We start from the raw sequence: 23,743 nt of genomic DNA, 5'->3' as shown, positions 1-23,743 counted from the left end.
CGTGGTCATTTTTCGAGGCGGGCGAGCAGAGAAGACGTATCCCACCTGTTACCGCCGAGCGCCTGGACATCGCCGTAGAACTGGTCGACGAGGGCCGTCAGCGGCAGCTTGGCGCCATTGTTGCGAGCTTCGGTCAGCACAATGCCGAGATCCTTGCGCATCCAGTCGACGGCAAAGCCGAAATCGTATTTGCCCTGGTTCATGGTCTTGTGACGGTTTTCCATCTGCCAGGAGCCGGCCGCCCCCTTGGAGATGACGTCGACCACCTTTTCGATATCGAGACCGGCGCGCTTGCCGAAATGCACGGCTTCGGCAAGGCCCTGGACGATGCCGGCGATGCAGATCTGGTTCATCATCTTGGTCAGTTGGCCGGAGCCGGCTGGCCCCATCAGGCCGACCATGCGGGCATAGGCGTCGATAACAGGTTTTGCCTTTTCGAAGACGGCCTCGTCGCCGCCGCACATGACGGTCAGCACGCCATTCTCAGCACCCGCCTGACCGCCGGAGACGGGAGCGTCGATGAAATCGACGCCCTTTGCCTTGGCGGCTTCATAGAGTTCGCGGGCGACTTCGGCGCTGGCCGTGGTGTTGTCGATCAGCACCGCGCCGCGCTTCATGGTCTTCAGCACGCCGTTTTCACCTGTAGTCACCTGGCGGAGATCGTCGTCATTGCCGACGCAGACGAAGACGAAATCGCAGCCGTCGGCAGCTTCGGCAGGGGTAGGGGCGGACTTGCCCGAGAACTTCTCCGCCCAGGCGGCGGCTTTTTCGGCCGTGCGGTTATAGACGGTGACATCGTGGCCGCCCTTTGTCTTCAGATGTCCCGCCATCGGGAAACCCATGACGCCGAGACCGATGAAAGCGACTTTCGCCATATGCTGTTCTCCATGACCGCTTGCAAACTGGTTTCGAGAATTAGCGGAAACGGGGGGCGGCGGAAAGCCAAGAGGACGGGTTAGAATGCCTACCTTGGAACAAAATTTCTCCGAGCCTGACAAAACGGGGTCGGGAAAGTTTCAGATATCGCGAATATGATAAATTTCTTTGTCGATCTAATTTATAGACTAAATCATCATCACTCCATCGAAACAGGCAAGCTAGCGCAGCAGAGGCGCAGGCCTGCCAGAAAAAGGGGATAGAGATGATCACACGTCGACAAACGCTCGGGCTTTTCGGAGCTGCCGCAGCCACGGCCATTCTACCGTCCGTCAAGCCGGCCCGTGCTGCCGCAACGGAATTTCGCATCGGCTGGCAGAAGAACGGTGTGCTGGCGCTCGCCAAGCGTCGCGGCGCCTTGGAAAAGCGGCTTGCCGATCAGGGGATCACGGTGAGCTGGTCGGAATTCACTTCGGGCCCGCCGCTGCTCGAAGCGCTTGGCGCCGGCGCGCTTGATTTCGGTGCGACGGGCGACGTGCCGCCGCTCTTTGCGCAGGCGGCCGGTGGTGCGCTCTATTATGTCGGCGTCTACCGCGGCAGCCCCGCGGGCTCGGCCATCCTCGTTCGCAAGGATTCGCCGATCAAGACGCTGGAAGACCTAAAGGGCAGGAAGGTTGCCTTCAAGCGCGGTTCAAGCGCTCATAACGTAACGGTCAAAGCCTTGCGTAAGGCGGGGCTGGCGCCGCAAGATGTGCAGCAGATCGATCTCGCGCCGCCGGATGCGGCAGCTGCCTTCAAGAATGGCAGCATCGATGCCTGGTCGATCTGGGATCCCTATCTCGCCATCGCGGAAGCCGATCCCGATACGCGCATCCTGACGACGGCGGAAGGGATCGTCGATTCCTACAGCTTCTTCCTCGCCAACAAGGATTTCACAGACGAGAACGGCACGGTCATCGTCAACGTGCTGGACGAGCTCGCCAAGGTCGGCCGCTCGGCGCAGGACAATCTCGATGCGACGATCAAGGAGCTCTCGGAAATAACAGGTGTTCCCGCCGAAGTGACGCGGGTGACGCTGCAGCGCCCCGGCGCCGATCTCGGCAGCGTGACGACGGTGAGCGATGCGGCAGCGGCCTATCAGCAGGCGCTGGCCGACGAGTTCTACAATCTCGGTATCGTGCCGAAGAAGCTGACCACCGGCGATATCGTCTGGCGCCCGAAGGCGAGCTGATAGCCGCCGGACGGAGGATCTCTCCTGCAGTTTGGAGTGGGCGCTGGGGCAGGGTCCTGCGACCGCGGCATGGGAGCGTACCTATGCCGCGGAACTGGGGAAAATTATTCTCCTGACCGAGTTAGAATAGCAAATTGATATTGTCGATCTAATTGGTCGTCTATGTCAGTATCTCCGCATGATCAGGCGCGACCGGTTCGCGACATCGGTTCGCAGCAGGGAACGGCCGAAAGCCACCAGAACGGAGAAGAGATTTCATGTTCACTCGCAGACAGACGCTCGGCCTTTTCGGCGCTGCGGCCGCCGCCACCATCCTGCCGCAGGTTCGCTCCGCAAAGGCTGCGGCCACGACGCTTCGCATCGGCTGGCAGAAGTTCGGCGTGCTGCCACTCGCCAAGGCCTCGGGCGCGCTGGAAAAGCGGCTTGAGGCCAAGGGCGTCAGCGTCGAGTGGAATGAGTTCACGTCAGGCCCGCCGCTGCTCGAGGCTGTCGGCGCCGGCGCACTGGATTTCGGCGTCTCTGGCGATGTGCCGCCGCTCTTTGCTCAGGCGGCCGGTGGCGATCTTCTCTATGTGGGCGCCTATCGGGGACCTGCCGCCTTCCACGGGCTTCTCGTCCAGAAGGATTCGCCGATCCAGAAACTCGAGGATCTGAAGGGTAAGAAAATTGCCTATAAGCGTGGCTCCAGCGCTCATAATTTTGCGCTCAAGGTGCTCGCCAAGGCCGGGCTTTCGCTTGCCGATATTACCGAAGTCGATCTGCCGCCGCCGGATGCGGGCGCAGCCTTCAAGACCGGCAGCATCGATGCCTGGGCGATATGGGATCCTTTCTTCGCGGTTGCCGAAGCCGATCCGCAGACGCGGGTGCTGACGACGTCGGAGGGCCTGCTGGACAACTGGGGCTATTTCCTCGGCAACGGCACCTATACGAGCGCTAATCCGGAAGTGATCGTCGACGTGATCGATGAACTTGCCAAGGTCGGTGCGGCCGCCCAGGCCAATCTCGACGGCACCGTGAAGGCGCTGGCGCAGATCACCGGCGTACCCGCCGATATCACCCGCGTCACGCTCACCCGCAGCCAGGCCGACCTCGGCAAGATCTCTCTCGTGCCGGATGCCGCGCTCACCTATCAGCAGGCGCTCGCCGATGATTTCTACAAGCTCAAGATCGTGCCGAAGCAGCTCAAGGTCAGCGATATCGTCTGGCACCCGAAGGCGAGCTGACAGCCGCACCGCCGATTTCAGACAGTTATAAGAAAGGAATGCGCTCATGACCGCTTCATCCGACCCGATCAATTTCCTCTGGTTCATCCCGACTTCAGGTGACGGCACCTATCTCGGTTCCACCGATCTCAACCGCGCACCGGAGATCGGCTATCTGACGCAAATCGCACAGGCGGTCGACCGTCTCGGCTATTCCGGCGTGCTGCTGCCGACCGGTGTCGCCTGCGAGGAATCCTTCGTCATGGCCTCGGCGCTGGCAGCGCGGACCGAGAAGCTGCAGTTCCTGGTGGCGATCCGCCCGGGTACTGCGTCACCCGCCTATTATGCCCGCCTTGCCACCACGCTCGACCGCATCTCCAACGGCCGCCTGCTGCTCAATATCGTCGTTGGCGGCAGCCCCGCCGAGCTTGCCGGCGACGGCATCCATCTGGAGCACGACGAGCGCTACGCCCATGCCGACGAGTTCTTTCATGTCTTCGAAGAACTGCTCGAAAAGGGTGTCGCCAGCTATGACGGCAAGTACATCAAGGCGACCGATGCCCGCCTCGGCTTCCCCTCGGTGCAGTCGCCGCGCCCGCCACTCTATTTCGGCGGTTCTTCGGATGCCGGCATCGATTTCGCCGTCGGCCGCGTCGACAAGTATCTGACCTGGGGTGAACCGCCGGCACAGGTTGCCGAAAAGGTTCAGAAGGTGCGCGCTGCCGCTGCCGGCAAGGGCCGCGACGTCTCCTTCGGCATCCGCCTGCACTTCATCGTTCGCGAGACGGACGAAGAGGCATGGGAAGCCGCTGACCGCCTGATCCGCCATCTCGATGACGAGACGATCGCCGAAGCGCAGGAGCGTTTCGTCAAGGAATCCGACTCCGTCGGCCAGAAGCGCATGGCAGCCCTCCATGGCGGCCGCCGCGACAAGCTTGAAGTGTCACCGAACCTCTGGGCCGGTATCGGCCTGGTGCGCGCCGGTGCGGGTACTGCGCTCGTCGGCTCGCCGAAGACAGTGGCTGCTCGTCTCAGGGAATATCAGGACGTTGGCATCGATACGGTCATCGGCTCCGGCTATCCGCACCTGGAAGAGGCCTATCGCGTCGCCGAACTGCTCTTCCCGGAACTCGGCATCAGCAGGGACGAACAGCGCCTGAGCTTCAACAACGAGTTCGGCCGCAAGAAGGTTTTTGCCGGCGGTAGCCATGGCGGCAACCTGAAGGTTGTTTCCGGCTCCTGATAGGGGCCGCTTTTCCCAACGCAGTTCCGGACACGAAGCCCCGCACAGCTTTGCCGGAATTGTTCAGAACCGAAGCGCGAGGAAGATATCCATGTCGACTTTCGATACGCCGTTTGCGCGGGCTGCCGCCGAGACGCGCAAGGGTAGGGCGGGTTTCCGCCTGCCGCTGCCCGGCCGCGACAAGCTGCTGCCCTATCTGTTGCCGGTTGCGATCATCGCACTCTGGCAGCTCGGCTGTTCGGTCGGCTGGATTTCCTCGCGCATCATGCCGTCTCCGGCCGATGTCGCCTCTGCCTTCTGGACGACGACGATCTCGGGGCAATTGCCTGAAGATGTTCTGGTCAGCGCGGCGCGGGCCTTTGCCGGCCTTCTGGTCGGCGGCTCGATCGGCTTCCTGCTCGGCATTGCCAATGGCGTGTCGAAGCTTTCGGAGCAACTGACGGATACGACGCTGCAGATGCTACGCACTATTCCGCATCTGGCGATGATCCCGCTCGTCATTCTCTGGTTCGGTATCGGCGAGGAATCGAAGCTGTTCCTCACCTCGCTCGGCGTGCTCTTTCCCGTCTATCTCAACACCTATCATGGCGTGCGCAATGTCGATCGCGACCTGATCGAGATGGGCAAGGTCTATGGCATGAGCGGCTGGACGCTGTTCCGCAAGGTGATCTTCCCCGGCGCGCTGCCGTCGATCTTCGTCGGGCTGCGTTATGCCCTCGGCATCATGTGGCTGACGCTGATCGTCTCGGAATCGATTGCCGCATCCTCGGGCATCGGCCACATGGCCAACAACGCCCGCGAATTCATGATGACCGATGTCGTGGTGCTGGCGCTCGTTATCTATGCCGTGCTCGGCAAGCTCGCCGATGTCGTCGCCCGCGCGCTGGAGCGTCAGACGCTCAAGTGGAACCCGGCTTACGCCAAGTAGGAGTTGAAGCCATGACCGTTGTCACGCACGAACGTTTTCATGCCGCCGAAGCTGTAGAATTCTCCGAGAACCATCCGGTTGCCGCCGGTGAAGGCGCTGCTGCCATCACACTTTCCGGTCTCGAAAAGAGCTTTGGCGCCAACCGGGTGCTGCGCAGCATCAATCTGCATATTCCGGCCGGCCAGTTCGTCGCCGTTATCGGCAAGAGCGGCTGTGGCAAGAGCACGCTGCTGCGCATCCTGATGGGCCTCGATGAACCTACGTCGGGCGATCTACACTTCGAAGGTGCTGATGGCAGCGAGACGCATCCGAATGCTCGCATTGTCTTCCAGGAACCGCGGCTCTTGCCCTGGCTCAGCGTCGCCGACAATGTCGTCGTCGGCCTCGGCGAAGGCGTCGAGAAGAAACGCGCGCTTATGGAGGCGAAGGCCGTGCTCGACGAAGTGCAGCTTGCCGAAAAGGCCAGCGAATGGCCGGCGCGTCTTTCGGGCGGCCAGCGTCAGCGCGTGGCGCTCGCCCGTGCGCTCGTCAGCAAGCCGGGCATTCTGGCGCTCGATGAACCGCTCGGCGCGCTGGATGCGCTCACTCGCATCAGCATGCAGCAATTGCTGAACCGCGTCTGGCGCGAACTCGGATGCACCACTGTGCTCGTCACCCATGATGTCAGCGAAGCCGTGCATCTCGCCGACCGGGTGATCGTACTGGAAGAGGGCCGCATCGCGCTTGATCTCGCCATTCCCTATCCGCACCCGCGCCGCCACGGCAATCCGGCGTTGGCGGAGCTCGAAGGGCGGCTGCTGTCGGCGATCCTCGGTAGCGATGGCGGGCATTAGGCTCGCCATTCGTCGCCTTCCGGAAGGCAGGCAGCTGAATGCCGGCAAGTGACATTGCGTCGCTGCGATGGCGCGAGGGCGGATCATCCGCTAGATAAGAGCAGGTTCGCATCATCGCGAGACCTGGCATTCAATCAGAGCGGATCACTCCCATGACCATTCAACTCTACGGCTTCTGGCGCTCAAACGCGGCTTTTCGTGTCCGCGTCGCGCTTGCCCTGAAGAAACTGCCTTTCGAGGAAATCGAAGTCGATATTCTCTCCGGGCGTCAGTTCGATGACGCTTATGCCGAAGTGAACGCCGAACATGTCGTGCCCACCCTGGTTCACGATGGCCATCGCTTCTTTCAATCGCTGGCGATCATGGAATATCTCGACGATATCCATCCGCAGCCGCGCCTGATGCCCGAGGATGCCAGGGAGAAAGCCTATGCTCGGTCGCTGGCGCTGGTCGCCGTCGCCGATGCCCACCCGCTGATCGTGCCGCGCGTGCGCAAACATCTCGGCCAGGCATTCGGCGCAGATGCATCCGCGATCGAGACATGGTGCCGGCATTGGACGACGGAGGGACTTGCGACCTACGAGCGCCTGCTCACCCGGCGCCCGCCGGCACCGTTTGCGCTCGGAGAGGCCCCCGGCATTGCCGATATCTGCATCGCCGGCCAGATCGTCATGGCCGATCTCAACAAGATCGACCTCTCGGCCTTTCCGTCCCTGGCGGCTCTCGGGAGGCGCTGTTTCGACCTTCCGGAATTTGCGCAGGCCCATCCTTCTCGGCAGGCCGGCTACTCGAACGCTCACTAGCAAGGCGGGCGCCCGCTATTCCAGCGGCCTGAACTCGTCCGGCAGGTTTTCCTTGTAGGGGTAGAACTTGAAATAGGGCAGCGCCTCCTTCAGCACGCGGGCGAAGGAGGGGCGCTCCAGCAGGCGGCGGTAATAGGCTTCGATGCCCGGGCGCTTCTCGGTGAAGGGCACCAGCGTGCGGGCGTAGAAGAGGGCGGGTGCCGCGGCGCAGTCGGCCATGGTGAAGGCGTCGCCGGTGATCCAGGCTTTGCCGTCGATCTGCTTTTCCACCATGTCATAGGCGAGAGACAGCATGGCGCGTGCTTCGTTGACACCATGCGGATCGGCCGAGCCTTCCGGGCGTATCCGGTCTATGACGATCTTCTGCATCGGCACCTGCACATAGAGATCGAAGAAACGGTCCCAGAGGCGGACCTGCAGGCCGGCATTGGTTTCCTCCGGCACGAGTGAAACAGGGCCGGGATAGTGCCGGTCCAGATACTCGATGATGATGCTGGTTTCAGGAATCGTGCTGTCGAGCGTCTCATCACGCAGGATGGGGATCTTGCCGACGGGCCAGAAACGCAGAAGGTCGGCGCTCGATTGCTCGTCGGCGAGATCGACGAAGCGGTTTTCGAAGGGCGTCCCGTTCTCGTAAAGCGCGATCAGCACCTTGTGGCAGAAGGAGGCAAGCGGATGCTGGTAGAGTACGAGCGCCATGCATTGACCTTTCCTGAAGAGATCAGGTCAAGAAGTTAGCAAGGCGCCCGCAAAATGCCAGATGGCACGTTCAGCCGTTATAACGCGCCGTCACCAGATGGCCGGGGCTCGGCCGCCCCTCCTGCATGCGCACGTTGATCTCCATCATCTCGATGAGCTCGAAGCCTGTGGCGGCCAGGCGCTCGCGGATATAGGTCTCGGTGTGGATGAAGCGCTGGTGCGGGCCGACCATATAGGGGCGGCCGTCTGCCAGCCTTTCGGGCAGGGTTTCCGAGGAGAAGATGAAGATGCCGCCGGCATTCATATTCTCGGCAGCGCCGAAGAACAGCGGCTCCAGCGCGCCGAGATAGGGCAGCACGTCAGTCGCGGTGATCAGATCGAAAGGATCCTCTTCATTGTCGTCGAGGAAATCCTCGACCTCGGCAACGAAGAGCGTCTCATAGACTTCCTTCTCATCGGCGATGACGACCATATTCTCGGAGATATCGATGCCGATCATCTCCTCGCAGAGGTCATTCAGCGCGCTGCCGGTCAGGCCCGTGCCGCAACCAAGATCAAGCATGCGCTTGAAAGGGCCGAGCTTCAGGTCCTGCAGGCGCTGGCGCACGAGCATCGGCACATGGTAGCCGAGCTGTTCCACCAGCACATCCTCGAAGACTTCGGCATGCTGATCGAAGAGAGTTTCGACATAGGCGTCCGGCGCTCGAACAGGCGTTTCGCCGCGGCCCATGGAGGCAATACGCACAGCCGCACCGCCGTGATCGTCGGGATCGATGGCCAGGACTTCCTGATAGGCTTCCACGGCCGCATCGATGTCACCGGCTTTTTCAAGCGCAAGAGCGCGGTTATAGGCTTCCGCGAGAGCCTCTTCGTCGATCTTCTTTTTGTTCATGCGGGCGTTTTAGAGCCCACAGCTTACCATCGCAACTGCAATTTCAGTGCAATATGAATTCGCCCTTAAGGGAGCGCCACTCCGTTGCCGAAATGAGCCTGCGGTGAATGTAACGCACCGAATGCAGCGGCCCATCCAGTTTCTCCTGCCAGAACTTCAGGAAACCATGCATTTCCGGAAAGTCCGGTGCGAGGTCGTAGTCCTGCCAGATATAGGTCTGAAGAAAGGCCGGATGATCCGGTATGCGGTAGAGGATCTGGGCCGTCGTCAGCCCGTAACCCTTAAGCTGCTTTTCCATGTCCTTGTGCATATTGTCTCACTTCTTCTTGTTCCCACTCTGCGCTTATTAGCGCTGCATGATATGAGATCATGCCGTGGTTAACGGAAGCTTGACAGATATCGCATAAAAGCGCTATTTGTTTTTGATTTCAATAACTTGGCAGCAGCGATAGGAGAGTGCTGCCAAGTCTCTTCAGCGCTTCAGGTGGCGCGTCAGGCGGCGCTCGATCCAGCCCCAGAGGTGGCGCAAGGCTTCCACGATCGTGAGATAGAAGATCGCCGCCCACAGATAGGTCTGGTAGTCGAAGGTACGCGAGAAGGCATAACGCGTCTCGCCCATCAGGTCGAGCACGGTGATGATGGCAACGACCGCCGAGCCCTTGATCAGCAGGATGATCTCGTTGCCATAGGGGCGCAGCGCCACGATGAAGGCCTGCGGCAGGATGATCTTGCGGAAAGCGATGATGCGGTGGATGCCGAGTGCATCGGCCGCCTCGCGCTGGCCATATGGCACGCTTTCAATGGCGCCGCGCAGGATTTCCGCCTGATAGGCGGCGGTATTGATGGTCATGGCGAAGACGCCGCAAAACCAGGCATCGCGGAAGAACCACCAGAGACCGACCGCTTCCAACTGCGGCCGGAACGCACCGAGGCCGTAATAGACCAGGAATAGCTGGGCCAGCAGCGGCGTGCCGCGGAAGAAATAGATGTAGCCGTAGGCGAGCCAGTTCAGCACGCGATTTTTTGACATGCGCGCCATGGCGAGCGGCAGAGACAGCACGGCGCCGCAGACGACCGAAATGCCCACAATGCTGAGCGTCATCCACAGGCCGTGCAGATAACGCGGCCCGTAGCGGGTGAACTTCTCCGGATCCCAGCCATTGATGACGGTGTAGATCAGGAGTGCGGCAAGCAGCGCCCAGAAGGCCACGAATATATTGCCGGCGAGGCGTGAGGCCGTCATCGGCTTGGCCACGGCGCGGGGTGCCGGCTGCGGGGGGATCAATGTTTCAGCGTAGCTCATCGACGGACCTCCGAGCGCTTGGCCCAGCGGTCGACATAGACGAGCAGGAAGGAGGAAAGGATGGCCAGCGCCAGATAGAGACAGCAGGCCAGGCCATAGAAGAAGAAGGGCTCCTTGGTCACGCGCACGGCGACACTCGTCTGGCGCAGGATATCGGCAAGGCTGATGATCGACACATAGGACGTGTCCTTCAGCAGCACCATCCAGAGATTCGTCAGGCCCGGCAGGGCGATGCGAACGAGCTGCGGCAGGACGATGAGGCGCAGCGTGCGGCCACGATGCAGGCCGAGCGCGTCTCCCGCTTCATACTGCCCCTTGGGAATGGCGCGGAAGGCCGAGAGCAGCACTTCCGAGCAATAGGCGGAAAAGACGACCGACAGCGCGATGACGCCAGCAAAGAAGGCGTTGATTTCGACCGGCGGGCCATTATAGCCGGCGAGATCCAGCAGATACTGGATGAGGATCTGCATGCCGTAGTAGATGATGAAGAGCGTCAGAAGCTCCGGCAGGCCGCGGAAGATCGTGGTGTAGACGCCGGCGGCGAGCCGCAGCGATTTCTCTTCCGATTGCTGGCCGAGCGCGACCAGAAAACCGATGACGAGACCGATCGGCAAGGTGACGACCGCCACCGAAACGGTGACCTGCAGGCCGAGTGCGATCTCGTCGCCCCAGCCGGTATCGCCACAGGCAAGAATCGTCGACGGCGCTAACCAGGTGAAGATGCCAACGGGCCCGCACAGTGGATCGACGATGTGCACAATCAGGCTCCAGAAGGAGCCAAGCGCGGAAAATAATCCGCCCATGCCAGAATTCCCCTCACGGCTTTTGCCGTTTTGATATTGCCACCTTTGTCAAACAAAAATGGCGGAAGAGCAAGCCTTCCGCCATCATCTTCATCGGCCAGATAGCGAATTTATCATTCGCCGTAAACGTCGAAATCGAAGTACTTTTCCTGGATCTTCTTGTACTCGCCGCTGGCGCGGATCGCGGCGATCGCGGTGTTCAGCTTTTCCTTCAGCGGATCGCCCTTGCGGATGGCGATACCTGCACCGTTGCCGTTGATTTCCTTGTCGACCGGCAGGGTCGTCAGGATCTTGCAGCAGGAGCCGGCATCGGACTTGACCCATTCGGAGAGAACGACGACGTCGTCGATGACGGCATCAACGCGGCCGCTGGAGACGTCGAGCTTGTACTCGTCAGCCGTCGGGTAGAGCTTCAGTTCGGTGTCGGCGAGATGCTTCTCGGCGTAGTTGGCATGGGTCGTGGAGGTCTGCGCGCCGATCACCTTGCCCTTGAGGCCGGCAACATCAGTGATCGTGGAGTCCTTCGGCACGGCGATTGCCGGCGGGGTGTTGTAATACTTGTTGGAGAAGTCGACGAGCTTGAGGCGCTCAGGCGTGATCGACATGGAAGAGACGATCATGTCGAACTTCTTGGCGTTCAGAGCCGGGATAATGCCGTCCCAGTCAGTGGACACGAAGGAGCATTCGGCCTTCATCTGGGCGCAGAGTGCCTTGGCGACATCGATGTCGAAGCCCTGAATGGTGCCACTGGCGTCGACGAATTCGAAAGGCGGATAGGTCGAGTCCGTGCCGATCACATATTTTTCGCCGTCGGCAAGCGCCGCGCCGGCGAAGAGAGACATTGCCGCCATCGAGGCAGCAGCAAGGAGCTTGGTGGAAATGCGCATGAGGATCCTCTCTGTTGGTGGCTCCGGGCCTTTTTGTTGTTCGCCGGAGGCCGCACACTTCGACGGTGCCACCACCGTCTTGCGGCGATAATCAAACCTTTTCTCACAAAATTGCAACAGGAATCCCGCCGCAATTGTGCGCTGCAACCGGTAGCCAGCGTGCGAGCCCATATGAACGGGGACCGACCGCCACGTTCAGGCGAGGTTAATGCGTGCCTTCCTAGCTTCCGGAACAAATCGGCATTTTAGCGCTTTGAGTTTCGCCTGGTGCACAAAAAGCCGTGATTGCGGGGCAGTGAGCCCCGGTCGAAGTCAAAACAAAGGACGAGGAAACCCCATATGGGCATGAAATCCAGACTGTTTGCGAGTGCGGCCTTTCCGCTGCTTTCCCTTGCCTTCGTGGTGCCGCCGGTAGGCGCTTACGCCGCAGTCGGCGGGGTTCAGCATGGCGCTGCCGGCACTGTTGCCAATACCATCGTCGGGGGCAGCTACGAGGTGGCGCAGGACGCACCTTCTGAAGAGGAGCTCCTGAAAAAGAAGAAGCAGGCAGAAGAGCAGCAACAGCAGCAGGAGGCCCCCGCCGAGAAGCCGCAAAAGCGCGAAGCGCCCGCCGAAAGCGCTCCGAAACCGGAACAGAAGCCCAAGCGCCAGCGCGAGCCCGAACCGCAGGCAGAGCCGCAAGCCCAGGCACCCGCGGCTGCGGAACCCGCCCGTCCGCGCCGCCAGCGCGAAGCTCAGCCCGAACAGGCTGCACCTCAAGAGCCGGCGCCGGCCGCCGAAGAACCGCAGCGCCCACGCCGCCAGAAGCAGGCACAGCCGGAACAGCAGGCCGCGCCGCAGGCTGAACAGCCGCAAGCAGAGCAGCCCCAGCCGGAGCAGCCGAAGCGCCAGCGCGATCGCAACAAGCAGAATAGCGAACAGGCCGCTCCCGAGGCCCAGCAGCCGGCCGAACAGGCGCCTGGCGCCGGCGAAGCGAATCAGCCCGCCGAAAAGCCGCGCCCGCAGCGCCAGAAGCCAGAAACGTCAGAGCAGCCGGCCGAGCAGACCACGGAACAGCCCGCAGAACAGCAGGGCGGCAAGCGTCCGGCTGGCGGCAAGCGTCCCGCTACCGCCGAAGAGCAGGCGGCACCCTCTGGCGAAGCGCCTGTGCCGGCTGAAAAACCAGCCGCTGCCGAAAAGCCTGCCGCTGAAAAGCCCGCAGCTGAAAAGCCTGTCCAGGCCGAGACTCCTGCTGTCGAAAAGCCAGTGACGGCTGAGAAGCCAGCTCCGGCGGAAAAGCCGGCCACCGCAGGAGAGCCCGCCAGTGGTCAGCAGGCCGAGCAGCCTGCACCCGGTCAGCAGCCAGCACAGCCTGCCGCCAATGCGCCGCAGCCCGGCGAACAGCCGGCAGCCGGTGCGCCGCAGCAGGCCGAACAGGCCATTCCGGCGCCTGAAAAGGTCACCCCGCAGGAGCTGGAGCGCCGCAAGGAAATCGCCCAGGACCCGGCCAAGAGCAACGAGACGATCGTCCTGCCGGTTGAGAATGGTGCCGCCGTTCTCGACAGCGACAAGGATGCCGACCGCAGCCAGGGCCGACAGGGTCGTCGCGACCGCGACCGCCAGCGCGCCGACAGCCAGGATTTCAAGCTGCCAACCTCGGATGCCGAGGCCCAGTCGCTGAGCCGCGGCCAGCAGCGCGCGCCGGTCGAGATGGAAGCCGTGACCCGCGAGCAGGGCCGCCGCATGGACCGCCGCCCGCAGTTCGACCGGCAGGAAGGTGCAAACTACGGCGAGAGCACGGACGACAGCCGTATCATCATTCAGTTCGGCGACCGCACCGTGGTGCGCAGCAATGACGACCGCCGGTTCCTGCGTGACGGCGAACGGCCGAGCTACGAGGAGCTTTCGGGCGACCGCTACCGCGAGACGATCATGCGGCCAGAGGGCTATCGCATCGTGACGATCCGCAACCGGTACGGCGACATCATCCAGCGCTCGCGCGTCGATGCCCGCGGCCGGGAAGAAGTGCTCTATTATTCTCCCGAGCTCTATGAGGATCCGGACCGCGATTACTTCGAGGATGCGGGTGCCGACCTGCCGCCGATGCGCCTGCGCGTGCCGCTGAACGACTATATCATCGACACCAGCACCGATCCGGACCGTGACTATTACGAGTTCCTGAGCGAGCCGCCTGTCGAGCCGGTCGAACGCGTATATTCGCTGAACGAGGTGAAATATTCCGCCCGTATCCGCGACAAGGTGCGCCGCATCGACCTGGATACGGTGACCTTTACGACCGGCAGTGCGGAAATCCCGATGACCCAGGCCCGCACGCTGCGCAAGGTGGCCGATGCGATCAACGAAGTGCTCGACAAGAACAAGAGCGAGACCTTCCTGATCGAAGGCCACACGGATGCGGTGGGTTCTGACCAGAGCAACCTGATTCTGTCTGACCAGCGCGCGGAATCGGTCGCCAACGTACTGACGGATGTCTATGGCATCCCGCCGGAGAACCTTGCGACTCAGGGTTATGGCGAGCGCTATCTGAAGGTGAATACAGCAGGACCGAACCAGGAGAACCGGCGCGTGACCATTCGCCGTGTGACGCCGCTCGTGCGGCCGGTGGCACAGAACAGGTAAGCGAATACCTGGAATCTTATGAGGAGGGCGGGGTCCGTGAGGGCCTCGCCCTTTTTATTTTGTGATGGCGATGATGGGAGGAGGTGGCCCGAAGGGTCGGATGAGGGGTCGCAGGTAAAACAAATGCGGTCTTCGCTATCCGCTCAGACGTTCGCTCACGCCGGTTGGGGAGACGGAGGAGCCCCAAGATCAACCGTGCGCGCAACAAAATCCGCAATCGCGATCGTATCATTGAGATCAAACACGGCGAGCCCTGCAGCATCATCGACCTCGTGATCCGCCGCAATCGCCACGATATGCCGATCCTCGGGCGCCAGCGGATCGCGCCTTGCAGCCTCCAGCCGCCGCGCCTCGATCTTCGGGATCGGCTCGCGCTTGTAGCCCTCGATCAGCACCAGATCGCAAGGCGCAAGCCGCGCCAATATCTCCTCGAATGTCGGCTCCGGGGCGCCGCGCAACTCGTGCATGATGGCGTAGCGGGTGCCCGAGACGATCGTCACCTCATGCGCGCCGGCCTGGCGGTGGCGGTAGCTGTCGGCGCCGACCTTGTCGATGTCGAAATCGTGGTGGGCGTGTTTGATGGTGGATATGCGGTATCCGCGGCGGGTGAATTCCTCGACGAGGCGCACCGCAAGGCCCGTCTTGCCGGAATTCTTCCAGCCGGCGATGCCGAAGATTTTCTGTGTCATCCGCCCATCTTCTTTCATGTGCCCATCTTTTTCATGCACGAAGTGCCTCCAGCCAGCGTTCGGCCTCCATTAAATCATCCGGCGTGTTGATGTTAAAGAAGGGATCGAGAACGCTGGCGCGGGTCGGATGCAGCGGGAAGGAGACTTCCGCTACGTCATGACGCAAGAGGAAGTCGCGAACACGGCGCCTCTCGTCCATCCTGACCCATTCTTCCAGATCGCCCGCGAGCGCCGTCGGCCAAAGGCCGAAGACCGGATGGCTGCGGCCTTCCGAGGTAGCTATGGCGATCTGTTCGGGATGGCTTACCGCACCCGCAAGCCGGCTAACAAGATCGGCCGGAAGGAAGGGACAATCGACGGAGACGGTGACGACATGGGTGGAAGGCAGGCCGGCGCCATAGACCATGGCCGCATGAATGCCGGCCATCGGCCCCGCCTTGCCGGGAATACGGTCGGAAACAACGGGCAGGTCGTGTCCGTCGGCCGCATCGGCATTGACGGCGATCTGTGCCGTCTGCGGCGAGAGGCGGCCCAGAACATGGGAGAGCAGGCTGCGGCCGCCGAGCGTGACGCCCGCCTTGTCGCGGCCCATGCGCGATGAGCGCCCGCCGGCCAGCACGACGCCGGGAATGGTCGATTGGTCGAGCACGAAGTCAGTCATGGCGATACCTCGGACTATCACACGGGCGATCGGGGCGCCGATTCCTGCGCGACCGGCGGCACGTGGCGCTTGGCCTCACGATAGAACGTATAGAGGCCGGAGGCGATAACGATGGCGGCACCCACCAGCGTCCAGAAATCAGGCACTTCGGCAAAGAAGAAGAAGCCGAGCAAAGAAGAGAAGATCAGGCTCGTACAACGGAAGGGTGCCACGAAGGAGATCTCGCCGGTACGCATGGCGAGGATGACCGACTGGTAGCCGACGAGCACCAGCACGGAGGCAAGCAGCAGATGCGTGAGCGAGGTGACGCTGACCGGTTCCCAACCGCCGAGGAAGGGGATCATCAGCGCGCCGAAGATTGCTACCGAAACCGCCGTCACCGTCGTGATCATCAGCGAGGGAATATCCTTGCTGATGCTGCGGGTGGCGAGATCGCGGCCGGCGGTGGAGGCGACGCTGCCGACGCAGAGGAGGGCGGCCGCGGTAAAGCCTTCCGGGCCGGGGCGGATGATGATCATCACGCCGATGAGGCCGACAAGGATCGCCATCCAGCGCCGCCAGCCGACCGGCTCCTTGAAGAAGAGTGCCGCGCCGAAGGTGACGACCAGCGGCAGAGACTGCAGGATCGCCGAGGCATTGGCGATCGGCATCATGCCGAGAGCGGTAATGTAGGTGACGGCGGCGATGATCTCACAGGCAATGCGCAGAGCGATAACGGGTTTGAGCATGACCCGCCAGGGCCGCAGCGCGCCCAGCTTCCAGGCGATCAGATAGACGAGGATGCTGGTGAAGAGGCCACGCAGGAACATGATCTCGCCGGCATTCATGTAGGAAATGACCGATTTGGAGAGTGCGTCGCTTGAGGAAAAGCCCGCCATCGCCATGCTCATATAGATGGCGCCTTCGGTATTGCGTGATCGCGGCATGCTGGAGATTCCCTTACCTTACAAGCCCTTTTAGAAGGGAACCGACAGCAAGGGAATCGGAGGAATGCCACACCTGCAATAATTCGATGCTGCAGCGCAGCGCAACATAACGTTAGGGAAGGCAAATCCTTGTGCAGTTGCGGCAAATATTAGAAATATAAGGATAATTCCCAAATCTTCCGGTTGCGGATTAAGGTTGTATCAACCGATTCAGCGAAATATGCGACCACTCTTCATGATGGAGGAGGCCGCCGAACCATCCGGAATGATTGCGGAGTGGACGGTACCATCAGTTTCAAGGCGCCGCGTCCATGCACTTCATCGACCGACTTCTGCAAAGCCGTCGTATCGTCACCAAGGTCCTGCTGTTCGTCATCCCGCTCGTCGTGCTGATCGCCGGTGTCGGCATCCTCGGTTACCACACGGCCAATATCCTGAACGGCCACATGACGGTCACGCGCGCGACGATCGAAAATATCTCCGATTTCGAGAACCTTCAGGCGGCACTCCAGGAGTTCGTCTCAGACCCTTCGGATGCGAGCAAAGCCGGTTTCGGCAAGGCGATCGATGCGCAGGAGAGCGGCGTCGCGCGCCTGAACGGCTTGCTGAAGACCGGCGACCAGCGCAGCCAGCTGACCGAAGTCAGCGGCCTGGCGTCAGCCATGCGCAAGCAGCAGGAGACGTTGTGGGGCCTGCGCCAGACGGAAGATGCGAGCGTCGCGGCCATCAACAAGACGGTGCAGGCGATCCGGGCTGCGGCGGATGAAGCCGGCAGCCAGACCGATCTCGTGCGCAAGGATTTCACCGACAAGGAAGTCTTCGCCAAGGCGCTGCTCTACAATTCTGCCGCCTTCAAGTCGCTGACCGATATCATGGGCGCGATGCGCGTCGACATCCAGATGGGCTTTACGCCCGAGGAGCAGATTGAGGCCGCCCAGCAGCATATTGCCGAGATCCTGAAGCAACTCGATGTCGCCAAGGCCATGGTGTCCCAGGATGGCCAGCCATTGATCGGACAGGTCGCCGAGACAGCCGGCAAGCTCGATGCGCTCCTGAAGGGCAGCGGCACACCGGATGAGAAAGCCTCCGGCATGGCGCCGCTACTGACCGGCTTCGTCAATACCGAGGGTCAGATGACGCTGCAGTCGGCCAAGAACAGCGACACGGCATCCGCCCGTTTCGTCAGCCTCGACAAGAGCATTGCCGAACAGCGCGAGCTTTTGACCTCGGTCGACCAGGTGCGCGACAGCGCCGACCGGTTGCAGGTGCATGTGAGCCAGATGCTGAGCGCGCGCGATGCCGCCGCGCGGGACGTGGTTCTTGCCGACCTCAAGGTGCTGACCGAAACCGCCAAGAAGATCTCTGCGCTCGGCGCCAATGATGCCGTCATGAAGGCTTTCGCAGACAAGGTCGCCCCGGCTGCCGTTTCGCTGACCGCTGCTTCTGCAGACATGCTGAAGGCGGCTGCAGATTGGAAGGCGGCACGCCAGCAGTCATCCGAAATCCTCTCCGGCGCAATGGCCTCGCTTCGCCAGTTCGTCAGCCAGGCTCAGGAACTCGGCAAGGAAGACAGCGAACGTTCGGCCAATGTTTCTGTCTTTGCGATGATCCTCGGGACGCTGCTGGCGATCATCGGCGGGCTGATGCTGGTCGAAACCCTGCGTGGCCCGCTGAAGCGCGTTTCAGACGTGATGACCCGGCTTGCTAATGGCGATCTCGAAGTTGCCATCGAAGGCCGTAACCGCGGCGACGAGATTGGCGACATGGTTCGCTCGGTCGCTGTCTTCCGTGATGCGGCTGTCGAAAACGTCCGGCTCGAGAAGGAGGCCGAAAGCGCGCGGGCGCTCTCAGCCGACGAGGCGAGCCGCCGCACCGCCGAGCGCGCTCGCATCGAGGCCGAACAGAAGCAGGCGCTGAATGCTCTCTCCGACGTGCTGCAGCAGCTGGCACAAGGCAATCTGGAAATCGGCATGCGTCGCGATCTCGCCAGCGATTTCGTCGACATGGCCGATACCTACAATCATGCCGTCGAGGCACTCCGCCAGACACTGGCCGATGTGCGCGGCGCCACCGTCGAAATCAAGGGCGGCACGGGCAACCTCGCATCCTCGGCCGACGACCTCGCGCGCCGGACCGAACAGCAGGCGGCCGCACTCGAGGAGAGCTCGCGGGCGCTGCGGCACCTGAGCGATGTCGTGCGCTCCACCGCCGACCGCGCCAAGCAGACGGCACAATCCGTCAACGAGACACAGGTTTTCGCGACCCGTTCCGGCGAAGTCGTCGCCAAGGCCGTCGATGCGATGGGCGAAATCAACCGGTCGTCCGAAAAGATCGCCACCATCATCGGCGTGATCGACGAGATCGCCTTCCAGACCAACCTCCTGGCGCTGAATGCGGGCGTCGAAGCAGCACGAGCAGGTGAGGCGGGCCGCGGCTTTGCGGTCGTGGCGCAGGAAGTGCGCGAACTTGCCCAGCGCTGCGCCAAGGCCGCCCGCGAGATCAAGGAGCTGATCTCGGCGAGTTCCGGCCAGGTGCAGAGCGGCGTAGAGCTTGTCGAGGAAACCGGCCAGGCGCTCGCCGAAATCATCGCCCATGTCGGCGGCGTGCAGCGCCTCGTCGCCGAGATTTCGGCTGCGACAGGCGAACAGTCGACAGGCCTCCACGAGGTCAGCAAGGCGGTGCATGACGTGGAGCTCATCACCCAGCAGAATGCGGCGATGGTGGAAGAGAACAATGCCGAAATCCAGGGCCTGCGCCAGCGCGTCGACATGCTCTCGGACAAGGTCAACCGCTTCCGCACCGGTGACGAAGGCGACGTGCATGGATATGGCCGCGCCGAGGGTCGCTGGACGGGCCGTGCTGCATAAGTCAATGCATCGGCTTGAGATCAGAAAGGGCCCGCGGTTTTCCAACCGCGGGTTTTTCTTTTGAACAATTTGGCGCCTGCGTCGTTTTCCAACCATGTCCAACAAAGGAGAACCGTGATGGATTGGAACCGTGTTGAAGGTAACTGGAAGCAGGTGAAGGGCAAGGTCAAGGAACAGTGGGGCAAGCTCACCGACGACGACCTCGACCAGATCAACGGCCGCCGCGAACAGCTTGAAGGCAAGCTGCAGGAACGCTACGGCCTCGCCAAGGACCGCATCCGCAGCGACGTCGATACCTGGTACAACGGCCAGACCTGGCACTGATAACAATCCGACATCAGAGTATTCCACTCAGAAAGACTTGGCCCCGCTGATGCGGGGCTTTTTTCGTGCTGGTTATCAGCCGCGGCAAAGCGGGTTGAGTCGATAGCCGAATCCTGATCTCCATTGGACATCTTGAAACGGCGCACAACGGATAGACGAGACATGAGTACCGCGGAAAAATCGGACCACTCGAACCCCGAACTGCCCATGGGATATTCTCCGGTTCCCAGGGGCAAGCTTGCAAACGCCGTCACCTGTCTGGAAATGACCGAGAAGCCGCTGCCGAGGGAGATCGGCAACACTGCGGGGCTTTCCCTGGAGAGGATGCTGGCGCCCGATCCGCAGACTTATCGGCAGCTCTTCCGGGCGATCGGTGAGGACTGGCTGTGGGTTTCCCGGCTTGTCATGGCCGATGAGGCGCTGAAAGCCATCATCGGCGACCCCTTGGTGGAAATCTACGTGCTGCTCTCGGATGGGCAGCAAGCCGGAATGCTGGAACTTGATTTCCGGCAGCCCGGCCAATGTGAACTGGTCTTCTTCGGCGTCGGCAAGAGCGCCATCGGAACAGGGGCGGGGCGCTATCTCATGAATCATGCTTTGTCCATCGCATGGGCGCATCCGATCGAGCGACTCTGGGTCCACACCTGCCATTTCGACCACCCGAACGCGCTACCCTTCTATCAGCGGTCCGGCTTCAGGCCCTATGCCTTCATGGTCGAGGTCACGGATGATCCGCGGCTGACCGGAGTCTTGCCGCGGTCGGCGGCGCCGCATGTGCCCATCCTCGAGTAAGGCAATGCCAGGCGGAGAGGCTCTTCGAAAGTTTCAGGATAGAAGGCTGTAAAGGTTCGTCGGCGCACCGTGGAGCATGACCTGGCCTTCGAAGCCGAAGCCGCATTTCTCGAGAACGCGGCGAGATACGGGATTGGCCGGGCGTACCAGCCCGATAATCCGGCGGGCCCCCAGCTCTTCGAAGGCAAAGGCCAGTATGCCGCGAACGAGTTCGGTTGCGTAACCGTGCCCCCAGCTTCGGGGATCGAGATGATAGGAGAGGTTTAGACCCTCGAACTCGCTCGACACTGTGACCCCGCCAAAGCCGATCAACTCACCATTGGCGATGACTGCAAAGCGGCCGAAGCTGTGTTGTTCCCAATGCGCCATGTCCCTCGCCAGCCGCGCGGCGCTTTCTTCAGGGCTGTCCGGCAGAGGCACGGGCCGGTGCGCGACCAGTTCAGGCTTTGCGAACAGCTCCGTCAGAAAATGAAGATCCTCCATCGTCGGCGGGCGCAGCAGCAGCCTGTCGGTGCGGCGCGTCTCACTCATTGGAATATCATTGCCGTCAGTCATTCATGCTCCGCTTGGCAAAGGAAAGGCGCGGGGACAGGGAATAGCGATAACGATGTCCCGCCAGATAGCCTCTTCCTGTTCTCTCGTGCGGCGAAACATAGTCTCTCAACTCATGTAGCCGCCATCCAGCACCAGCGGACTTCCAAGCATGAAGGACGAGGCATCGGAGCAGAGCCACAGCACGCCTTCTGCAATCTCCTGCGGTGTGGCGATGCGGCCGATCGGCGTCTGGGCGATGATGGCGGCCGCAATATCGGCGCTCTTTTTCATAGAGGATTCGACGGGCGGGGTGCCGACCCAGCCGGGGCAGATCGCGGTAATGCGGATACCCTCGCGGGCATATTCGAGTGCGGCACTCTTCGTCAGCCCGATGACGCCGTGTTTTGCGGCCGCATAGGCCGCACCGCCCGGAAAGGGATAGCCGCGCAGGCCGTCAACGGAGGAGTTGTTGATGATGACACCGCCGCCGTCCTTCTGCATGGCCGGGATCTGATAGCGCATGCAGAGGAAGACCGAGGTCAGGTAGCCGTCGATGGTCTTGCGCCAGGCATCCTCGCCGAGGCTTCCAACCGGTGCGCCGCGTCCGCCGCTGCCGCCATTGTTGAAGGCGTAGTCGATCCGACCATATTGCTTGACGATGCCGGAGATCAGCCTTTCCACAGACTTGCCATTGGCCACGTCGCATTCGACCCAACTGGCGCTGCCATCCGGCAGGCTGGCAAGCGCCTGTTTTGCGCGTTTCTCGTTGCGACTGGCGATGATGACGGTGGCACCCTCGCGGGCAAAAGCCTGTGCGGTCGCAAGGCCGATGCCGGCCGATCCGCCGGTGACGAGGGCTATCTTGCCCTGCATTTCGGGATAACGTTTTGGGCTGGTGTCAGTGGGCATTCGGCGATTCCATGTTCACACAGTCATGCCATATGAGCGTGCCTTGCGGCTCACTGCAAGATCAGGTGCTCGATGGCTGAAGGGAGGGCGCCATGCATGGCTCAGGGCGTTCAACGCTGCAATCGATTGCTCGCGCTTCGCGGGACCGCATCTCAGCCCCCGGTGACACTCATATGCCGGGCAACGGCCGGGCGCTTGTGGGTGCGGTCGATGATGAAATCGTGGCCCTTGGGCTTGCGCGTGATGGCCTCGTCGATGGCCGCATGGAGCAGGCCGTCGTCTTCGGTGGCGCGCAATGCGGCGCGCAGGTCGGCGGCGTCGTTCTGGCCGAGGCACATATAGAGCGTGCCGGTGCAGGTGAGGCGCACGCGGTTGCAGCTCTCGCAAAAATTATGGGTGAGCGGCGTGATGAAGCCGAGGCGGCCGCCGGTTTCCGCGACCCGGACATAGCGGGCAGGGCCGCCGGTCTGGTAATCGATATCGGCAAGCGTGAATTGCCGTTCCAGATCGGCGCGCAGTTTTGAGAGCGGCAGGTACTGGTCGGTGCGGTCTTCTTCGATCTCGCCCATTGGCATGGTTTCGATGACGGTGAGATCCATGCCGCGGCCATGCGCGAAGCGCAGCATGTCGGGCATTTCCGCTTCGTTGAAATCCTTCAACGCCACGGCATTGAGCTTGATCTTCAGCCCGGCCTTCTGGGCGGCGTCGATGCCTTCCATGACCTTGGCGAAATCGCCCCAGCGGGTGATCTTGCGGAATTTCTCCTGATCGAGCGTATCGAGGGAAACATTGATGCGGCGCACGCCGCAGTCATAGAGCTCCTCGGCGTGGCGGGCGAGCTGCGAGCCGTTGGTGGTGATCGTCAACTCGTCGAGACCGGAGCCGACCTGGCGGCCAAGCTGGCGTACCAGGTACATGATGTTCTTGCGCACAAGCGGCTCGCCACCGGTCAGGCGAATCTTGCGCACGCCCTTAGCGATGAAGGCGGAACAGAGCCGGTCGAGCTCTTCCAGCGTCAAGAGGTCCTTCTTCGGCAGGAAGGTCATGTTTTCCGCCATGCAATAGGTGCAGCGGAAGTCGCAGCGGTCGGTGACGGAAACGCGTAGATAGGTGACGGCACGCCCGAAGGGGTCGATCATCGGCGCTGCATCCGCTACCAGCGGCGAGGCATTGCCTATCGTTCCGACTATGGTGTTCACGTCAATCTCCGTACTCTCCTTAATGTGGGCATATGCTATTGTGGCGTCAAGGGAAACAGCTTTCGGCGCCACGGCAAATTACGCTTGCGCCGAAAAAGATCAGCGCCTACTCCTCGCAGAAGAAGAGGACATAACGATGAGCGATATCTGGCCCACCGAACTCCGGGTTTCGAAAGACCGCCAGAGGCTGGTGGTAAGCTTCAATGACGGGCAGAGCTTCGATCTCTCGGCCGAGCTTCTGCGCGTGCTGTCGCCGTCGGCCGAGGTTCAGGGGCATGGGCCGGGGCAGAAGGTCACGGTGCCGGGCAAGCGCAATGTCGCCATCATCTCAATGATCCCGACGGGCAATTATGCCGTGCGCATCGGCTTCGACGACATGCACGATACCGGCATATATACCTGGACCTATCTGCGCGAACTCGGCGAGCGCGGCTTTGAGCTTTTCTCGGCCTACGAGGAGGAGCTGAAGGAAAAGGGAATGAGCCGCGACGCAGCGGAAAAACCAAGATAATCTTTAGTATCA

The 23,743-nt window shown here is 61.7% G+C and carries 24 protein-coding genes; 11 read left to right on the top strand and 13 right to left on the bottom strand.

Going from position 1 to position 23,743, the window contains the following annotated elements; all coding sequences use genetic code 11:
• Nucleotides 1–5: 5 nt before the first annotated feature.
• Nucleotides 6–875, bottom strand: coding sequence for an NAD(P)-dependent oxidoreductase (locus tag AB8B33_RS09860; RefSeq protein WP_439015204.1), 870 nt, complete (start codon nt 873–875; stop codon nt 6–8).
• A 266-nt stretch (nt 876–1,141) separates the two neighbouring features.
• Here AB8B33_RS09860 and AB8B33_RS09855 point away from each other — a divergent pair, with 266 nt between their 5' ends.
• From AB8B33_RS09855 to maiA, 6 genes are all read left to right on the top strand, one after another.
• Nucleotides 1,142–2,107 (top strand): aliphatic sulfonate ABC transporter substrate-binding protein, encoded by a 966-nt coding sequence (locus tag AB8B33_RS09855; protein WP_439015203.1) that lies wholly within the window; start codon nt 1,142–1,144, stop codon nt 2,105–2,107.
• Nucleotides 2,108–2,364: 257 nt separating this feature from the next.
• On the top strand, nt 2,365–3,330 hold the full coding sequence (locus tag AB8B33_RS09850; RefSeq protein WP_439015202.1) for an aliphatic sulfonate ABC transporter substrate-binding protein: 966 nt from the start codon (nt 2,365–2,367) through the stop codon (nt 3,328–3,330).
• A gap of 46 nt (nt 3,331–3,376) precedes the next feature.
• A complete protein-coding gene (gene ssuD / locus AB8B33_RS09845) occupies nt 3,377–4,552 on the top strand; it encodes an FMNH2-dependent alkanesulfonate monooxygenase (RefSeq protein ID WP_310387792.1) in 1,176 nt (391 codons plus the stop codon).
• Between the two features lie 91 nt (nt 4,553–4,643).
• A complete protein-coding gene (ssuC, locus tag AB8B33_RS09840; protein WP_439015201.1) occupies nt 4,644–5,480 on the top strand; it encodes an aliphatic sulfonate ABC transporter permease SsuC in 837 nt (278 codons plus the stop codon).
• An 11-nt stretch (nt 5,481–5,491) separates the two neighbouring features.
• Nucleotides 5,492–6,313 carry an ABC transporter ATP-binding protein gene (locus tag AB8B33_RS09835; protein ID WP_439015200.1) on the top strand — a complete coding sequence of 274 codons (822 nt, stop codon included), beginning with the start codon at nt 5,492–5,494 and terminating at the stop codon, nt 6,311–6,313.
• A 152-nt stretch (nt 6,314–6,465) separates the two neighbouring features.
• Nucleotides 6,466–7,116, top strand: a complete 651-nt coding sequence (gene maiA / locus AB8B33_RS09830; protein ID WP_439015199.1) for a maleylacetoacetate isomerase — start codon at nt 6,466–6,468, stop codon at nt 7,114–7,116.
• Between the two features lie 15 nt (nt 7,117–7,131).
• Here the strand turns inward: maiA and AB8B33_RS09825 are convergent, their stop codons facing one another.
• The 6 genes from AB8B33_RS09825 to AB8B33_RS09800 all read right to left on the bottom strand — a co-directional run bounded on the left by AB8B33_RS09825 (nt 7,132) and on the right by AB8B33_RS09800 (nt 11,700).
• Nucleotides 7,132–7,815, bottom strand: a complete 684-nt coding sequence (locus AB8B33_RS09825; RefSeq protein ID WP_439015198.1) for a glutathione S-transferase family protein — start codon at nt 7,813–7,815, stop codon at nt 7,132–7,134.
• Nucleotides 7,816–7,885: 70 nt separating this feature from the next.
• Nucleotides 7,886–8,707: a methyltransferase gene (locus AB8B33_RS09820; RefSeq protein ID WP_439015197.1), complete on the bottom strand. Its 822-nt coding sequence runs from the start codon at nt 8,705–8,707 to the stop codon at nt 7,886–7,888.
• 43 nt (nt 8,708–8,750) lie between these two features.
• On the bottom strand, nt 8,751–9,017 hold the full coding sequence (locus AB8B33_RS09815) for an usg protein (RefSeq protein ID WP_439015196.1): 267 nt from the start codon (nt 9,015–9,017) through the stop codon (nt 8,751–8,753).
• A 162-nt stretch (nt 9,018–9,179) separates the two neighbouring features.
• A complete protein-coding gene (locus AB8B33_RS09810; protein WP_113321598.1) occupies nt 9,180–10,010 on the bottom strand; it encodes an ABC transporter permease in 831 nt (276 codons plus the stop codon).
• Entirely contained in the window at nt 10,007–10,813 is an 807-nt protein-coding gene (locus tag AB8B33_RS09805) for an ABC transporter permease (RefSeq protein WP_113321599.1), read from the bottom strand. The genes AB8B33_RS09810 and AB8B33_RS09805 overlap by 4 nt, the downstream gene beginning before the upstream one ends.
• Before the next feature lie 113 nt (nt 10,814–10,926).
• The gene (locus AB8B33_RS09800; RefSeq protein ID WP_007819184.1) at nt 10,927–11,700 is read right to left on the bottom strand and encodes a transporter substrate-binding domain-containing protein; all 774 of its coding nucleotides are present in this window, start codon (nt 11,698–11,700) and stop codon (nt 10,927–10,929) included.
• Nucleotides 11,701–12,039: 339 nt separating this feature from the next.
• On the opposite strand from AB8B33_RS09800, the gene AB8B33_RS09795 reads away from it, so the two are divergent.
• Nucleotides 12,040–14,319: an OmpA family protein gene (locus tag AB8B33_RS09795; protein WP_439015195.1), complete on the top strand. Its 2,280-nt coding sequence runs from the start codon at nt 12,040–12,042 to the stop codon at nt 14,317–14,319.
• Nucleotides 14,320–14,474: 155 nt separating this feature from the next.
• On the opposite strand, the gene mobB is transcribed toward AB8B33_RS09795, so the two are convergent.
• Genes mobB through AB8B33_RS09780 form a run of 3 tightly spaced genes read right to left on the bottom strand, consistent with a single transcriptional unit; the run spans nt 14,475 to nt 16,595 of the window.
• The gene (mobB, locus tag AB8B33_RS09790; RefSeq protein ID WP_439015194.1) at nt 14,475–15,008 is read right to left on the bottom strand and encodes a molybdopterin-guanine dinucleotide biosynthesis protein B; all 534 of its coding nucleotides are present in this window, start codon (nt 15,006–15,008) and stop codon (nt 14,475–14,477) included.
• A gap of 31 nt (nt 15,009–15,039) precedes the next feature.
• The gene (mobA, locus tag AB8B33_RS09785) at nt 15,040–15,669 is read right to left on the bottom strand and encodes a molybdenum cofactor guanylyltransferase MobA (RefSeq protein ID WP_439015193.1); all 630 of its coding nucleotides are present in this window, start codon (nt 15,667–15,669) and stop codon (nt 15,040–15,042) included.
• Between the two features lie 17 nt (nt 15,670–15,686).
• Nucleotides 15,687–16,595: a DMT family transporter gene (locus AB8B33_RS09780; RefSeq protein WP_439015192.1), complete on the bottom strand. Its 909-nt coding sequence runs from the start codon at nt 16,593–16,595 to the stop codon at nt 15,687–15,689.
• Between the two features lie 311 nt (nt 16,596–16,906).
• Between AB8B33_RS09780 and AB8B33_RS09775 the strand changes: the two genes are divergently transcribed.
• The 3 genes from AB8B33_RS09775 (at nt 16,907) to AB8B33_RS09765 (ending at nt 20,578) form a co-directional block, all read left to right on the top strand.
• Nucleotides 16,907–19,462, top strand: a complete 2,556-nt coding sequence (locus tag AB8B33_RS09775; RefSeq protein WP_439015191.1) for a methyl-accepting chemotaxis protein — start codon at nt 16,907–16,909, stop codon at nt 19,460–19,462.
• A 117-nt stretch (nt 19,463–19,579) separates the two neighbouring features.
• Nucleotides 19,580–19,786: a CsbD family protein gene (locus tag AB8B33_RS09770; protein ID WP_113321602.1), complete on the top strand. Its 207-nt coding sequence runs from the start codon at nt 19,580–19,582 to the stop codon at nt 19,784–19,786.
• Between the two features lie 162 nt (nt 19,787–19,948).
• Nucleotides 19,949–20,578, top strand: a complete 630-nt coding sequence (locus AB8B33_RS09765; RefSeq protein ID WP_439015190.1) for a GNAT family N-acetyltransferase — start codon at nt 19,949–19,951, stop codon at nt 20,576–20,578.
• 33 nt (nt 20,579–20,611) lie between these two features.
• On the opposite strand, the gene AB8B33_RS09760 is transcribed toward AB8B33_RS09765, so the two are convergent.
• The 3 genes from AB8B33_RS09760 to moaA form a co-directional block, all read right to left on the bottom strand.
• Complete coding sequence (locus AB8B33_RS09760; RefSeq protein ID WP_439015189.1) at nt 20,612–21,133, bottom strand: GNAT family N-acetyltransferase; 522 nt, start codon at nt 21,131–21,133, stop codon at nt 20,612–20,614.
• Between the two features lie 105 nt (nt 21,134–21,238).
• A complete protein-coding gene (locus AB8B33_RS09755) occupies nt 21,239–22,021 on the bottom strand; it encodes an SDR family NAD(P)-dependent oxidoreductase (RefSeq protein ID WP_439015188.1) in 783 nt (260 codons plus the stop codon).
• A gap of 152 nt (nt 22,022–22,173) precedes the next feature.
• Nucleotides 22,174–23,220, bottom strand: a complete 1,047-nt coding sequence (moaA, locus tag AB8B33_RS09750) for a GTP 3',8-cyclase MoaA (RefSeq protein WP_439015187.1) — start codon at nt 23,218–23,220, stop codon at nt 22,174–22,176.
• A gap of 136 nt (nt 23,221–23,356) precedes the next feature.
• On the opposite strand from moaA, the gene AB8B33_RS09745 reads away from it, so the two are divergent.
• Complete coding sequence (locus tag AB8B33_RS09745; protein ID WP_439015186.1) at nt 23,357–23,731, top strand: gamma-butyrobetaine hydroxylase-like domain-containing protein; 375 nt, start codon at nt 23,357–23,359, stop codon at nt 23,729–23,731.
• The last annotated feature ends 12 nt before the right edge of the window (nt 23,732–23,743 follow it).

It is taken from the genome of Rhizobium sp. 768_B6_N1_8 (genome assembly GCF_051811225.1).
Classification (GTDB): domain Bacteria; phylum Pseudomonadota; class Alphaproteobacteria; order Rhizobiales; family Rhizobiaceae; genus Rhizobium.
Note: the sequence above shows the minus strand (reverse complement) of the source record. Positions and strands in the feature narration are given on the sequence as shown.